This window comes from Salinicola socius (assembly GCF_001937195.1).
Lineage (GTDB): Bacteria > Pseudomonadota > Gammaproteobacteria > Pseudomonadales > Halomonadaceae > Salinicola > Salinicola socius.
On record NZ_MSDO01000029.1, the window covers coordinates 30,029 to 43,857 of the forward strand.

A 13,829-nucleotide genomic window follows, 5' to 3' on the forward strand; every position below is an offset into this window, starting at 1 on the left:
GATCGTGAGCTTTCCCGATGCATCCATCGATTATCGCCAGCATCCCGAATGCTACCGGATCGGTCACGGGGAGCGTGGTGTGTTCCATGTCCATCCCTACAAGGGTGAACTGCTTCCGCTATGGGCGATCCGCAACGAGGCCGATGCCAGGCAGGCCGTCGCCGACCTGTACGCGCGCTATCGCGATTATCGTGGACAAAATGATTTCGTGGGCATGGACATGGCGCGGAAATACCTTCAGATGGGCTATACCCGTGCGCGTCGCTACGCGCGTTATCCCGGCGGGCGCAAGAAGGATGCCGAGGGCCGCCTGCGTCAGCCGAGCAACGCCGACGCCGAGAAAGCGCGCATTGCCGAGCACTATCGTGAGAAGCTGGATCAGGTGCGTGCCGATGACGTCTATCAGCGGGCCAAGCGGGAATACCAGCGTCGCCTGAGATCCGCCAAACGCTGATCCCACCCGATTCCAGCGATCATTTTTTGACAGGAGCCCCCCTTGCCAACGCTTGCCGCCATTCATCGTTATCCGATCAAATCCACCGCTGGCTCATCGCTACAGCGCGCTCGTGTCGAGGAAGAAGGCCTTGTCGGCGACCGCCGGTTCATGGTGGTCAAGCCCGACGGCACTTTCCTCACGGCGCGCACCCATCCCGGACTTCAGTTGGTGAGGGCGCAGTTCGACGGGGAGCGTCTGACCCTGACCCACAACACGCTGCCGCCAGTGGACGTGGCGCGCCAGGAGTTCTCGGTGCAACCCTTCGATACCGAAGTGTGGACCGATGCCTTTGCGGCCAAGACCACTAATGATTCCCTCGACAAGTGGTTCAGTGAGGCCGCCGGGGAGCCCGCGCGGCTGCTGTGGCTGGGTGAGCGCTCGCCGCGTTACCGGGAATCGCTCGGCGTGCGAGTCAGTTTTGCCGATGGCTATCCGCTGCTGCTGATTTCCGAGGCCTCTCTGGAGGATCTCAATGGACGTAATGATGGAACTCACGTGATGGCGCAGTTCCGCCCCAACCTCGTCGCGGCCGGCACCGAGCCCTACGCGGAGGATCGCTGGAAGCGTATCCGGATCGGCGAGGTCACGTTCCGGATCGATGCCCCCTGTGCCCGATGCGCCATGGTGACGGTGGATCCCGCCAAGGGGGAAAAGAGAGCCGACAAGGAGCCGCTCAAGACCCTGGCGGGCTATCGTCGAGGCGACAAGGGCAAGGTCTATTTCGGGCAGAATCTCGTCGCGGAAAACAGCGGTGAGATCGGCGTCGACGACCCGATCGAGGTACTGGAATTTTCGAGCCAAGGTGAACCGGCAATGAACGTTATCGATCGGTAACGTTCATGCTCGGCAAGAGAGATGATGGATGTAAACCGGTTCATCTTCGCGTCAGGTTGTCGAGCGTTCTGTTACATTAGTTGTTGTTGAATTTTTGATGTGTCCGCTATCCCGTCGCCGCCCATGAAGCCCGCTGTCATGCAGGGTTCATCTACACGACCGTCCCTGCCCTGAAAGCCCCATTTTACGTTTGCTGACAGTCGGCGCTCGCCGTTCGGCCACTACCTGGTGTCATCTGGTGTCCATCATCACGTTTTTCTGAATCAACATTCAATCACGTAGCCTTACAAAATTTGCAGCCTGCAAAGCGGTTTTTGCTTGCTCGATCCTACCCCCGCGCCTTACGACTAAAAGTGCAGCCTGCGCCTTTCGTCTCATGCGTCGTTCGTTCCATGAGTCTTTCGTCAGTCGATGAGATGACGCTGCGCTCAGGCCGACAATCCTTGTCACTGGATCGCCCTCGAACATCGAGCGGTTTGCGATGGACCGAGGGACTCGACGATCACCACCGCACGGGAGTGCCACCATGCAATTCTTCGACCGACTGTTACTCGAGAACCGGGCCTGGGCCGATGACATGAAGGCTTCCGATCCGGAAATCTTCCAGCGGCTTCACCAGGGGCAATCGCCTGCCGCGTTATGGATTGGCTGCTGCGACAGTCGCGTACCGGCAGAGCAGATCTGCAACGCCAAACCCGGTGAACTCTTCATCCATCGCAACATCGCCAATCTGGTGCATGAAGACGACGCCAACGTGTCGAGCGTGCTCGAGTACGCGATCAACGCGCTCAAGGTGGATCACATCATCGTCTGTGGCCATCGCGGCTGCGGCGGCATTCAGGCGGCAGTCAGCGGCGGGGACGCCCTGCAGGCATTGCCCTACGTCGACAGGCACCTCGGACAGGTCAAGCGATTGGTCGCCGAGCGTCGCCCAGAGCTCGAGACATTCGCGGCGCTGAGCGAGCAGGTCGACCACGTGGTCGAGCTCAACGTGAGCGCGCAGGTCGAACGGCTTTCCGGCATGCGTCTGGTCACGGATAGCTGGCGTGAACGTCGGGCGCCGAGCCTGCATGGGTGGGTCTACGATCTGGCGAGCGGGCTTCTGGAAGAGGTCTGTCGTCGTGATCCCGATGGGGCGGAGGCTGAGCCTGCGCAACAGAGCTGGCTGCGCGCCGCGGCCGGCTAGCCCACTCCTTCCACGCTGTGGCTCATGGATTCGAGGACACGACAATGACGATATCAAGACAGACGACATCCGCGCAGACGACATCGACACAAACGATACCCGCAACGTCGACGACGTCGACACCTCACGATAAACCCGGCACCTTGTCCTTTAGACATCTCTCCCGTGACATCCCGGCGGGGATCGTCGTCTTCCTGGTCGCGATTCCCCTCTGTCTGGGAATTGCGCTGGCGTCCGGGGCACCGCCTATCGCAGGTCTCGTCGCGGGTATGGTGGGGGGCCTGGTCGTGACGATGTTCAGCGGCTCCGCGCTCAGCGTCAGTGGTCCGGCCGCGGGATTGACCGTGATCGTGCTGGACGCGATCGAGCAGCTCGGCGGCTTCGGCGCGTTCCTGATCGCGGTGATACTGGCCGGGGTGCTGCAACTGCTGATGGGGGTGTTCAAGCTGGGGCGAATCGGTGCCTTCGTACCGACCTCGGTGATCAAGGGCATGCTGGCGGGTATCGGCCTGATTCTGGTGCTGGGACAGTTCCCGATGGCGTTGGGTCACCCGCTGGACGACATGCCGGCGATTACCGACCCGGTGGCGCTGTTCAGCGACATCTCGCCGCTGGCGACCTTGATCGCGCTGTTCAGTCTTGGCCTGCTGGTGCTGTGGGAGCAGCCGATCATCAAACGCCACCGCGCGCTGGCGCTGATTCCGGGCCCGCTGCTGGTGGTCATCGGCAGTATCGTCATCGATCGTCTGGTCGGCGGTGCGATGCCTGGCTGGGCGCTGGGGGCGGGACACCATATCGACCTGGGCGGACTATCCGGTCCGACGGAACTGATCGGGCAGATGACTCATCCCGACCTTGAGGCGCTTGCCAATCCGGCGGTCTACACCGTCGCCATCACCATCGCCATCATCGCCAGTCTCGAAACCCTGCTGAGTCTCGAGGCGATCGACAAGCTCGACCCGCTCAAGCGTCACTCGCCGCCTCACCGTGAACTGAAGGCACAGGGCATCGGTAACGTGGTCTGCGGTCTGGTCGGCGCGCTGCCGGTCACGGCGGTGATCGTGCGCAGCTCCGCCAATGCCAATGCCGGTGGCCGCACCCGGCTGTCGAGCCTGATCCACGGCAGCCTGCTGCTGGTGAGCGTGGCGTTCCTGGCGATGTGGCTGGAGCTGATTCCCTTGGCGACGCTGGCAGCGATCCTGCTGCACACCGGCTACAAGCTGGCCAGGCCGGCGCTGTTTCTCGATCAATACCGCGAAGGCATGCGTCGGTTCATCCCGTTCACCGTGACGGTGATCACGATTCTCGCCACCGATCTGCTGATGGGCGTGCTGGTGGGGCTGGTCTGCAGTCTCTACTTCCTGCTGCAATCGGGTTACCGCTCGGCAATCGCCTGCACCCGGCGTGGTGAGCACATGTTGCTCAAGTTCCAGCAGGACGTTTCGTTTCTCAATCGCGAGGAGATGCGGCAGTGCCTCGATGCCGTGCCGGATAACGGGGAGCTGATCATCGATGCCATCGGTGCCAACTATATCGATCCGGATATTCGCGAGGATATCGACCGCTTCGTAGAGAATGCAGCGGCCCGGGGGATCGTGGTCGAACTGCGCGACGTCGAAGGGACCACCGGTACGTTCGGCGATGTCGAACCCTCGGGAATCGCCCGCACCGCCTGATCGGTAGATCATGACGACCGGAATACCGACCGCCGCGTGCCGTAAAGGACGCGGCGGTTTTTCTGCTGCCTTTCTGCCGGTGTCATTCGATGAGTGGCTTGCGCAAATAGACGCGGTCGAGACCCCGTTCCCTGACGCGACGCGTTTCGAGGTAACCGTAGCGTCGGTAGATCGCCAGATTGTCGTGCATCAGCTCCTGGGTATAGAGCGTGATGCTATCGAATTCGAGTTGGCGGGCCCGCGCCTCCGCGACCTGCATCAGTACCTTGCCGAATCCACGTCCCTGAGCCGTGGGAGCGACGGCGACGTTATCCAGCAGCAGCGTATCGGGCTGGGGAATCAATACCAGAAGACCCACCGGCTCATCGCCATTGTCCGCATCGACGCTCTTTTTGCTGGTCACGTCATCGAATAGCAGGCTGACGTGACCAGCCTCGATATGGTGCGCATAGCGGTGGTCATCGATGTCACGTATCGGCCCCGGGATCTTGCCGATGCGATCGACGTAATGGCCGTAGGCAGCTTTGACCAGAGCCTCGATGGCCGGCAGGTCCGATAGTCTGGCTTCGCGCAGTATGCTCATCGGTGGGCCTCGTGGAAACGGGTGTCGCAATCGTCCGAGCCCAGTTGGGTCACTTCGCACGGTGCGCCCTGATCGTCGAGCAGAATCTGGCCGACGCCGGCCCGATTCCACAACCGTTCACCTTTCGAGGCGCGCTCGGGATAGTAGGGATCCACCGCCATGCGCCGCCGTTTGGTGAGCCAGTTCAGCGGTGACCAGGGCGCGTAGAGCCAGCGATTGAGGCGATCGAACCAGTCGAGCAGGGTATCGGGGAAGGTGTTCTTGAGGCCGCTGCTGGTGATCTGCCACATGCGGGGACTGTTGCGACGCTGGCGAATGGTGATCGCGTAGACGAAGGAGTAATGCACGTCGCCGGAGAGAATCACGTAGCGCTGGGGCGTGCGGCTGTGCCGAAGGATATTGAGCATGGTGTGCGCGGCGCCGGGGTGCGCCATCCAGTTTTCCGCGTCGACCAGCAACGGCTTGCCGAACCAGGTGAACGCGCGCTGAATGCCTTCGATCAGCTTGACCCCGAAGATCGGTGCCGGGGAGACGATGATCACCGAAGGTTCTTCGAGCAGTTCCTGCTGGAATTCGCTCAGCGCTTCCCAATCCATCAGCCCCGAGGGGTGATGCAGGCGGCGTTCGCTGCGCCAGCGCCGGGTACGCGTATCCAGTACCACCAGTCGGGGCGTCGAATCGATCGTGTAGCCCCAGCCGGTGAACCGGAGCAGCTGCGTCACGAGCTGATTCTGCCTCTCGCAGTCGAGCCGGCCACTGGCGCTGGCCGAGTCGATCCAGGCACGGCAGGCCTCCAGCGGTTCGGCCAGACCGTCCGGATCGTTGCCCCATCCCTGACACAGCAGGTAGGCGATGAGCGCGTTACCCACGATCCGGCGCGAGAAGGGATGCTCGTAGACCGCAGCCTCCCAGGCGGCGGACAGATTCCAGTCGTCGGTGACGTCGTGATCGTCGAAGATCATCAGGGTGGGCAGATGGGCGAGCAGGCGTGCCACTCCAGGGAGCCCCGCCACGAAAGCGTCGATATGCTGCTGCTCGCCGCGATAACGGTCCAGCTCCTCGGCAGCCAGTTGAGGCATCTCCACCTCGATCAGCCGCCATGGCGTCGGAGACCATACCAGCAGGTACATCGCCAGCAGTTCGGCGAAAGTGATCAGGTGATTTTCCGCGCTGGCCGTGGTGAAGATCGGCTTGCGCACGCCGCCGAAGAACTTCTCGCGCAGGGCCTCGGTGGATCGAATGGCCGGCAGCAGATCATCTCGGTGGTAGTAGGTCTCGTCGCGGGCATACAACTCGCTGCCGCTGGCGATGTCCGTGCCTTCCAGGCACTCGTCGTGGAGCCCCAGGCGGGCGATCAGCGAATGGATGGCGGCCAGCATCGGGCCGGCCACATCATCGGCGTAGATCTGATCGCCGGTCATCAGCAGCGCTGCGGGCCGGGCGGCGCTGTCTCGGTGGCGCTCGCTCAGCCAGCGATCGGCGCGCACCAGGCCATCCTGACTGGGATGGTGAGGCTTGCGACAGGAGCCATGCAGCAGATTGTCGTAGCGCGAGCGCAACACCAGGGTCGGCAGCGGCTCACCGTCGTAGCACAGCGACTCGCCCCAGTCGCGCATCGAGCGCCAGCCGGCGCCTTCCCATTCGGAACATTCCCCTTCCGCAGCCACACGATAGGCGAGGTCGTAGCCAATCACGACATCCAGAGGCAGGGGATCGTCCAGCTGCAGATCGATCAGATGAAGGTGCGCGTGGGTACCGACCGCCAACCGGGTCGTCGCCGCTGACAGATCATGGGTTCGGTCGCCTTCGTCAGAGCTCAGCGTCAGTTGGAGTTCGAGGGCGCGTGAGGCGGCCAACCACAACACCAGCCGACGGGGCGCGGCGCGGCGGAGTAGGGGGCCGGCCAGAATGTCGGGGAGATCGTCTGACAAGTCGTCATTCCTGAAAGCGTCGATGGGCTAAGCATACTTCAGCCGCTATACGGCGACCATGAAGCGCGCGTTCGAGGGGCGACGCACGATGTCACGCCGCCAGGCAGGCTCTCAACACCGCCGCTTGAGCGTTCTGTCGATCACGTCCACCCCCGGGGTGTACTCACCGCGGGCCGCCTGCATGGCTCTCGCCAATGCCTGCTCGGCGACCCGGTCATGATCCTGCGGTAGCGAGTTGACCTTGCAGGGCAGAAAATCGAGCAGCCGATCATCGCCGAAAGTGGCCAGTCGTAGCGTATCGGGAGGGGCGCCGTGCTCGAGCAGTACGTCGAGCAGCCCGTCCATCAGCGTGTAGGACGCGGTCACGATGGCATCCGGCAAGCCGCCGTCGTTCAGCAGGCTGCGCATCAGTCGTGCCCCGCTATCGCGGTCATAGCGTTCGCCGCTGAGACACCGAGGATGACATTGGGACTCGTCGACCAAGGCATCCAGGAAGCCGCGTCGTCGCTCCGCGCTGATCGACAGATCCGGCACCGCGTCCAGCCACACCACGTCCGAGATACCCTCGGCCAGTAGCGAGCGGGTCAACATCTCGCCGGCGGCGCGGCCGTTGGTGACGATATTGACGAACCGCTCAGGATCCAGCGGGCGGTCGATGGCGATGACCGGCAGCCCCTGTGCCATCAGTTCGGCATAGAACGGATCCTCGGGGCTCAGGCTGCTGGCAACCAGTAACACGTCGCAGCGCTGAGCGCGCAGCGACTTTGCGACCTCGCGTTCACTGCCGGGGTCGTCGTCGGAACCGGCGATCAGCAATTGGTAGCCCTGCCGGCGAGCGCCGTGCTCGAGCCGCTTGGCCAGACGCGCGTAGCTGCCGTTCTCGAGATCCGGCACGATCAGGCCCAGGGTTCGGCTGTCCCCCCCGCGCAGCGCGGCCGCCTGGGCATCGATTCGATAATCGTGGGCGCTGGCGACGGCCAGGACGCGTTCCACCGTGGCCTGGCTGATGCGCCGCGTCCTGGCCTGGCCATTGAGCACATAGCTGGCGGTGGTTCGGGAAACGCCGGCCAGACGGGCGATATCGGCAAGCTTCATGCAAGGCTCCTGCAACGTCGATGATCGATAGGGAGGCATCCGGCCAGCCTGGAACGATACCTCGTCGGGCTTTTCTGGCCCAGCCCGATCGTGACGCGCAGCGCCCCGGCATCGCTTGCGCCGAAGGTCTAGCTTGTCAAATCGATCGCGAACGGCGAGCATGTCACTCATCCAGGTGACACGATTCAGCAACCGGCAAAATGCCGCTCTTACGCAGCGTCGATTGCGTTGGAAGGCGTTGACGGACCATGCTGCGTGCATCGAATGACCCTTCGGAGAGATCGTTATGCTGACCCTCCAGCCGCAGGACGCGGCGCTCAATTGCCAGGCCGACAGCTGGCAGAACGCGCTGGATCAGGCTGCCGCCTCGCTGCATGACGCCGGCCTGGTGGAGGCGAGCTATCGCGACGCGTTGCATGCCCGCGAGGCGCAGGGCTCGACCTTCCTCGGTAGTGGCATCGCCATCCCTCACGGCACGCCGGAGAGTCGCGACCAGATTCATCGAACCGGCGTGCGGTTGCTGCAGTTTCCCGACGGTGTGACCTGGCACGACGGCAACCGGGTCTTCCTGCTGGTAGCGATCGCTGCCGCCAGCGACGAGCATCTCGACGTGCTGCGCCGCTTGACCCACGTGCTCGACGACGAGGGCGTGGCCGAACGGCTGGCCAAGGCCGATACGGCCGAAGCGATGGTCGCGCTGCTCGCCAGGCCGCAGGTCAAGGCGCGGCTGGATGCCGGCACGCTATGCCTGGGATTCCCGGCGCGGGACCGGTTCGAGCTGGCGTTGGCGGCAGCTGCGCGGCTGCGCCAGGCCGAATGCGTCGATGCGCGTTTCGTTGCCGTCATCACCGAGCAGGAGCCGGTCTCCCTCGGTCAGGGACTGTGGCTGGTCAGTGCCTCCGTCGGCGTCAGCCAGCCAGCGCTGGCACTGGCCACGCCGGAGCGAGCGTTCACCGGCCCCCGTGGCGCCGTCAACGGGGTCTTCTGCGTCGCCGCGCAGGGCGAAGCGCACCGGGAACTGCTGGGACGGCTGGCAGATCTGCTGGATGCTGGCGAAGGCGAAGCCCTGGTCGACGCCGATGCCGATCACGTGCTGGCACGTCTGTCCGGTGAGTCGAGTCGTGCAGAGACGGCCCGCGTGACGCTTCTCAACGCCCACGGCCTGCACGCACGTCCTGCCAAATTGCTGGTGCAGGCGGCCCGCGAGCAGTCCCTGCCAGTCCGCGTGCGCCTGATGGAGGGCGCGGCAGAGACTGTCTCCGCCGCCAGCTTGACCAAGGTCATCGGGCTCGGTGCTCGGCGTGGGCAGACACTGATCTTTTCCGCCGAGGGCGATGGCGCCGAGATGGCGCTGAAGTCGATGGTGGCCGCCGTCACCGCCGGACTCGGTGAATCCGTCCGGCCACTCTCGGATAGCGGCAGTGCAAGCCATGGCCCGCGGCGCGGTGCGGCAGGCGCGACGGCCGAGCCCGCGGGTGAGACGCCACAGGCGCCCATCGCCGACGATACCGCTCTGCCCGCCACCGCCGCCTCGCCGGGCCTGGCGATCGCCCCGGTCTTCGTCATGCGCGCCCCCCGTTTCGACTATCCCGAGCGGGCCCGAGACCTGACGCCGGACAGACAGGGCGACGCCGAACGCCAACGCGAGCGGCTTCGCGCCAGTCTGATTGAGGCGCGTGATCAGCTACGTGCGCTGATCGGCACCGCCAAGGGCGGCGATGTGGCCGAGATTCTCTCAATGCATGCCGAGATGCTCGACGATCCCGAACTGCACGAAGCCGCCTTCGAGGGCATGCGAGATGGCCTGAGCGCCGAAGCCGCGTGGTGGCAGGCGATCGATACCGCCGCCCGCGCCCAGGAAGTACTGGCGGATCGGCTGCTGGCCGAGCGTGCTGCCGATCTGCGTGACGTGGGGCGCCGCGTGCTCGGTGTGCTGTGCGGCGTGACCCTGCCGACGCCGCCACAGCGCCCGTACATTCTGGTCACCGACGACATCGGCCCCTCCGACGTGGCGCGCCTCGATACGGCGCAGGTGCGCGGGCTACTGACGGCTCGGGGCGGGGCCACTTCGCATAGCGCGATTCTGGCCAGGGCGTTGGGAATCCCGGCGGTAGTGGGTGCGGGAGCGAGGGCGCTGACACTTGCCAACGACGATGAGCTGATCCTCGATGGCGATCTCGGGCGGGTGATCGTGAGGCCCAGTGCCGAGCGACGTGATCGTGCCGAACTGCGGCTCAAGGAACTGGAACGGTTGCGCCGCGACGCGCACGGTTTGCGCTTCGAAGAGGGGCGCACGGCGGACGGCCGTCGTATCGAAGTCGCCGCCAATCTCGGCAACACCGCGCATGCCGCGGACGCGGTCGAGCAGGGCGCCGAGGGTGTCGGGCTGCTGCGTACCGAGTTCCTGTTCATGGCGCATCCCGAGGCGCCGGATCTGGAGACGCAGATCGGCGAGTATCGGCGCGCCTTCGATGCTCTCGACGGCCGCCCGCTGGTGGCGCGCACGCTGGACGTCGGTGGTGACAAGCCGCTGCCTTACTGGCCGGTGGCGGCGGAAGACAACCCCTTCCTCGGCCTGCGCGGCATTCGCTTGGCGTTGACCCGCCCCGAGGTACTCGAAACCCAGCTGCGCGCGCTGTTGACCGCCGCCGGCGACCGACCGCTGCGGATCATGTTCCCAATGGTCAAGGATGTCGACGAGTACCGCCAGGCCAGGGCGATCGTCGATCGGCTGCAGCAGGAGATCGGCGCCCCTGACGTTCAGGTTGGCGTGATGATCGAAATTCCCTCCGCCGCGTTGCTGGCGCCGAGCCTGGCTGCCGAGGTCGATTTCTTCTCCATCGGCACCAACGACCTGACCCAGTACACCCTGGCGATCGACCGTGGTCATCCCGAGCTGTCGTCGCAGGCGGATGGCCTGCACCCGGCGGTACTGCGGTTGATTCAGATGACCGTCGACGCGGCCCATGCCGAGGGCAAGTGGGTCGGCGTCTGCGGAGAGCTGGGTTCGGACGCCGCCGCGGTGCCGGTGCTGGTCGGGCTCGGCGTCGACGAACTCTCGGTCTCGGTGCGCCAGGTGCCGATGGTCAAGGCCCGCCTTCGCGGGTTCACCCAGGAAACCGCGCGGCTGCACGCCGAGACGGCGCTGGCACAAGCCACCAGCCAGGCCGTGCGTGATGCGCTGGAGGCGCTCTGATGGCCGATGTCCTGGTGGTGACGCTCAATCCGGCGCTCGATCTGTCGATCCAGTTGCCCCAGCTCGAACCGGGCGCGGTCAATCGTGCCCAATCGTCGCACCTGGCGGCGGCCGGCAAGGGGCTCAACGTGGCCCGGGTACTGGTGTCGCTGGGCCACCGCGTCACGTTGTCCGGTTTCCTGGGCGCGGACAACGACACGGCCTTCGTCCAGGCCTGCCAGCGTAACGGGATCGAGGACGCCAGCCTGCGTCTGCCGGGCGAGACCCGGATCAACGCCAAGCTGGCCGAGGATGATGGCCGGGTGACGGACGTCAATGGCCCGGGGCTCGAGGTCTCCGCCGAGGCACTGGCCGATTTGACCGCCGATCTGACCGCGCGGTGCGATGCCAGCGCCCCGGCTGCCGTCGTGGTCACCGGCAGCCTGCCGCCGGGCGTGACGCCGGAGGCGTTGGCAGCGCTGATCCAGGCGCTCAAGACCAGCGGTATACCGGTCTGGGTCGACACTAGCGGGCCGGCCTTGGCGGCGGCGCTGGCGGTATTGCCCCATGCGGCCAAGCCCAACGAACAGGAGCTGGCCGATTGGGCCGGCGGCCCGCTGACGGATCGAGCGACGCAGGTCGATGCCGCCCGGCGTCTGCACGCGGCCGGCATCGAGGAGTCGATTCTGTCGCTTGGCGCCGAAGGCGTGCTGTGGATCAGCCGGCGCGGCGAGTGGCAGGCGATTCCGCCCAGCATCGACGTCCGAAGTACGGTAGGGGCCGGGGATACGCTGCTGGCCGCCATGCTGCATGGGGTGATCGCGGATCTATCACCGCAGGAGACGCTGCGCCAGGCGACGGCGCTGGCGGCGGAGGCGGTGCGCCACGTGGGCGTCGGTGACCCGCACGCCAGCGACTTTCAGACATTACTGCAACAGACGAGCGTCAGCCGCTGCGGCGAAGCGCGCGCGAGGAGGGGGGCATGAACGGCAAGTCCTTGAACGGGGAGCGGATGAACGGAGAGCGCCACAACGTCATTCTGATTACCGCCTGCCCCAGCGGCATGGCGACGACGTTTCTCGCCGCGAGACGACTGGAGCAGGCCGCGCAGCGTCTCGGTTGGCAGGTCCAGGTGGAGATGCATGGCGAACTCGAGCCGGTGACGCCGGTATCGGAGGAGGCCGTCGCGGCGGCCGATCTGGTCATCGTGGCCGCGACCCGAGTGCCCCGGCCAGAGCGTTTTGCGGGCAAACGGCTCTACCGGGCTCCGATCCAGCAGGCGCTGCCGGATCCCGACGCCTTTCTCGAACGCGCCGCCCGTGAGGCGACGGCGTTCGACATCGCCAGCGAGCCGCCCGCTGCTCCGCTGACGATGGCGGTCGCCGATAAAGCCGCACCGAAACGTATCGTCGCGGTCACGGCGTGCCCGACCGGCGTGGCGCACACGTTCATGGCCGCCGAGGCGCTGACGCAGGCCGGGCGGGCGCTCGGCCACCGGATTCACGTGGAGACGCAGGGATCGGTGGGCGCCCAGAATCCGATCGGCGAGGCGGATATCGAGGCGGCGGATGTCGTGCTGCTGGCCTGCGATATCGAGGTCGATGACGCGCGCTTTGCGGGCAAGCGGGTCTATCGGACGTCTACCGGCAGCGCGCTCAAGCAACCGCAGCAGACGATCCAGAAAGCACTGGATGAAGCGAGCGTGGAGTCGGCAGGGGGCGAGAAAAGTGTCAGCGGCGGATCACCGAAAAGTGCGAAAGAGCGCGGGCTCTACAAGCATCTGCTGACCGGGGTCTCGTTCATGCTGCCGATGGTGGTGGCGGGCGGGCTCTGTATCGCGCTCTCGTTCGTGTTCGGGATCAAGGCCTACGAGCAGGAGGGGACGCTGGCGGCGGCGCTGATGCAGATCGGCGGCGGCACCGCCTTTGCGCTGATGGTGCCAGTGCTTGCCGGCTATATCGCCTACTCCATTGCCGACCGCCCCGGAATCGCGCCCGGCATGATCGGCGGTATGCTCGCTTCCACCCTGGGCGCCGGCTTTATCGGCGGGATTCTGGCCGGCTTCCTGGCCGGTTACTCGGCCAAGGCGGTGACACGCTACGTCAAGCTGCCGGCCAGCGTGGAGTCGCTGAAGCCGATTCTGATCATTCCGCTGCTGGCGAGTCTGGTGACCGGTCTGGTCATGATCTACGTGGTCGGCACACCGGTGGCGGCACTGCTGTCGGCACTGACGGCGTTCCTCAACAACATGGGATCGACCAATGCCGTGCTGCTGGGCGTGCTGCTCGGTGCGATGATGTGCTTCGATCTTGGCGGGCCGGTCAACAAGGCAGCCTATACCTTCGGCGTCGGGTTGCTGTCGACCGAGACCTATATGCCGATGGCGGCGATCATGGCCGCGGGAATGGTGCCGCCCATCGGCATGGGGCTGGCCACGTTCCTGAGGCGCACCCGGTTTGCGCAGGCCGAGCGCGAAGCGGGCAAGGCGTCGTTCGTGCTGGGCCTCTGCTTCATCAGCGAAGGGGCAATTCCCTTTGCCGCCAAGGATCCGCTGCGGGTGATTCCGATATCGATGATCGGCGGTGCGGTGACCGGGGCGCTGTCGATGTGGTTCGGGGTCAAGCTGATGGCGCCGCACGGCGGGCTGTTCGTGCTGCTGATTCCGAACGCGGTCAACCTGGCGCTGCTCTATCTGCTGGCCATCGCTGCGGGCTCGGTGATCACCGGTGTCGGCTACGCCTTGCTCAAGCGTGGCGAAGTCGGTACCGCGTCCGCCATGGCGACCATGCCCGAACCTGCCGGGGAGACTCGCCAGGCATCCTGATTCGCGATCGTCGATATCGCGTCCTACAT

10 protein-coding genes are annotated in these 13,829 nt (G+C 65.2%); 7 read left to right on the forward strand and 3 right to left on the reverse strand.

Annotation, left to right across the window (positions count from 1 at the left end):
* The first annotated feature begins 4 nt into the window (after positions 1-4).
* From BTW07_RS17530 to BTW07_RS17545, 4 genes are all read left to right on the forward strand, one after another.
* Positions 5-454 carry a DUF4385 family protein gene (locus BTW07_RS17530; RefSeq protein ID WP_208605433.1) on the forward strand — a complete coding sequence of 150 codons (450 nt, stop codon included), beginning with the start codon at positions 5-7 and terminating at the stop codon, positions 452-454.
* Between the two features lie 42 nt (positions 455-496).
* Positions 497-1,330 carry an MOSC domain-containing protein gene (locus BTW07_RS17535; protein ID WP_075571458.1) on the forward strand — a complete coding sequence of 278 codons (834 nt, stop codon included), beginning with the start codon at positions 497-499 and terminating at the stop codon, positions 1,328-1,330.
* Between the two features lie 526 nt (positions 1,331-1,856).
* Positions 1,857-2,516 (forward strand): carbonic anhydrase, encoded by a 660-nt coding sequence (locus BTW07_RS17540; protein WP_075571459.1) that lies wholly within the window; start codon positions 1,857-1,859, stop codon positions 2,514-2,516.
* A gap of 143 nt (positions 2,517-2,659) precedes the next feature.
* Positions 2,660-4,192 (forward strand): SulP family inorganic anion transporter, encoded by a 1,533-nt coding sequence (locus tag BTW07_RS17545; RefSeq protein ID WP_075571460.1) that lies wholly within the window; start codon positions 2,660-2,662, stop codon positions 4,190-4,192.
* A gap of 82 nt (positions 4,193-4,274) precedes the next feature.
* Here the strand turns inward: BTW07_RS17545 and BTW07_RS17550 are convergent, their stop codons facing one another.
* From BTW07_RS17550 to cra, 3 genes are all read right to left on the reverse strand, one after another.
* On the reverse strand, positions 4,275-4,775 hold the full coding sequence (locus tag BTW07_RS17550; protein WP_075571461.1) for a GNAT family N-acetyltransferase: 501 nt from the start codon (positions 4,773-4,775) through the stop codon (positions 4,275-4,277).
* On the reverse strand, positions 4,772-6,706 hold the full coding sequence (locus tag BTW07_RS17555; RefSeq protein WP_244158436.1) for an alkaline phosphatase D family protein: 1,935 nt from the start codon (positions 6,704-6,706) through the stop codon (positions 4,772-4,774). The genes BTW07_RS17550 and BTW07_RS17555 overlap by 4 nt, the downstream gene beginning before the upstream one ends.
* A gap of 111 nt (positions 6,707-6,817) precedes the next feature.
* Positions 6,818-7,801, reverse strand: coding sequence for a catabolite repressor/activator (cra, locus tag BTW07_RS17560; RefSeq protein WP_075571463.1), 984 nt, complete (start codon positions 7,799-7,801; stop codon positions 6,818-6,820).
* 286 nt (positions 7,802-8,087) lie between these two features.
* Between cra and ptsP the strand changes: the two genes are divergently transcribed.
* The 3 genes from ptsP to BTW07_RS17575 are packed head-to-tail and all read left to right on the forward strand — an operon-like array spanning position 8,088 to position 13,800.
* On the forward strand, positions 8,088-10,997 hold the full coding sequence (gene ptsP / locus BTW07_RS17565; RefSeq protein WP_075571464.1) for a phosphoenolpyruvate--protein phosphotransferase: 2,910 nt from the start codon (positions 8,088-8,090) through the stop codon (positions 10,995-10,997).
* The gene (pfkB, locus tag BTW07_RS17570; RefSeq protein ID WP_075571465.1) at positions 10,997-11,962 is read left to right on the forward strand and encodes a 1-phosphofructokinase; all 966 of its coding nucleotides are present in this window, start codon (positions 10,997-10,999) and stop codon (positions 11,960-11,962) included. The genes ptsP and pfkB overlap by 1 nt, the downstream gene beginning before the upstream one ends.
* Positions 11,959-13,800: a PTS fructose-like transporter subunit IIB gene (locus BTW07_RS17575; RefSeq protein WP_244158437.1), complete on the forward strand. Its 1,842-nt coding sequence runs from the start codon at positions 11,959-11,961 to the stop codon at positions 13,798-13,800. Before pfkB ends, BTW07_RS17575 begins: the two co-directional genes overlap by 4 nt.
* The last annotated feature ends 29 nt before the right edge of the window (positions 13,801-13,829 follow it).

Bases quoted from the DNA above. Each gene is read 5' to 3' on its own strand.
- BTW07_RS17540 (WP_075571459.1), top strand. From the start codon at position 1,857: ATGCAATTCTTCGACCGACTGTTACTCGAGAACCGGGCCTGGGCCGAT.
- BTW07_RS17550 (WP_075571461.1), bottom strand. From the start codon at position 4,775: ATGAGCATACTGCGCGAAGCCAGACTATCGGACCTGCCGGCCATCGAG.
- cra (WP_075571463.1), bottom strand. From the start codon at position 7,801: ATGAAGCTTGCCGATATCGCCCGTCTGGCCGGCGTTTCCCGAACCACC.
- ptsP (WP_075571464.1), top strand. From the start codon at position 8,088: ATGCTGACCCTCCAGCCGCAGGACGCGGCGCTCAATTGCCAGGCCGAC.
- pfkB (WP_075571465.1), top strand. From the start codon at position 10,997: ATGGCCGATGTCCTGGTGGTGACGCTCAATCCGGCGCTCGATCTGTCG.
- BTW07_RS17575 (WP_244158437.1), top strand. From the start codon at position 11,959: ATGAACGGCAAGTCCTTGAACGGGGAGCGGATGAACGGAGAGCGCCAC.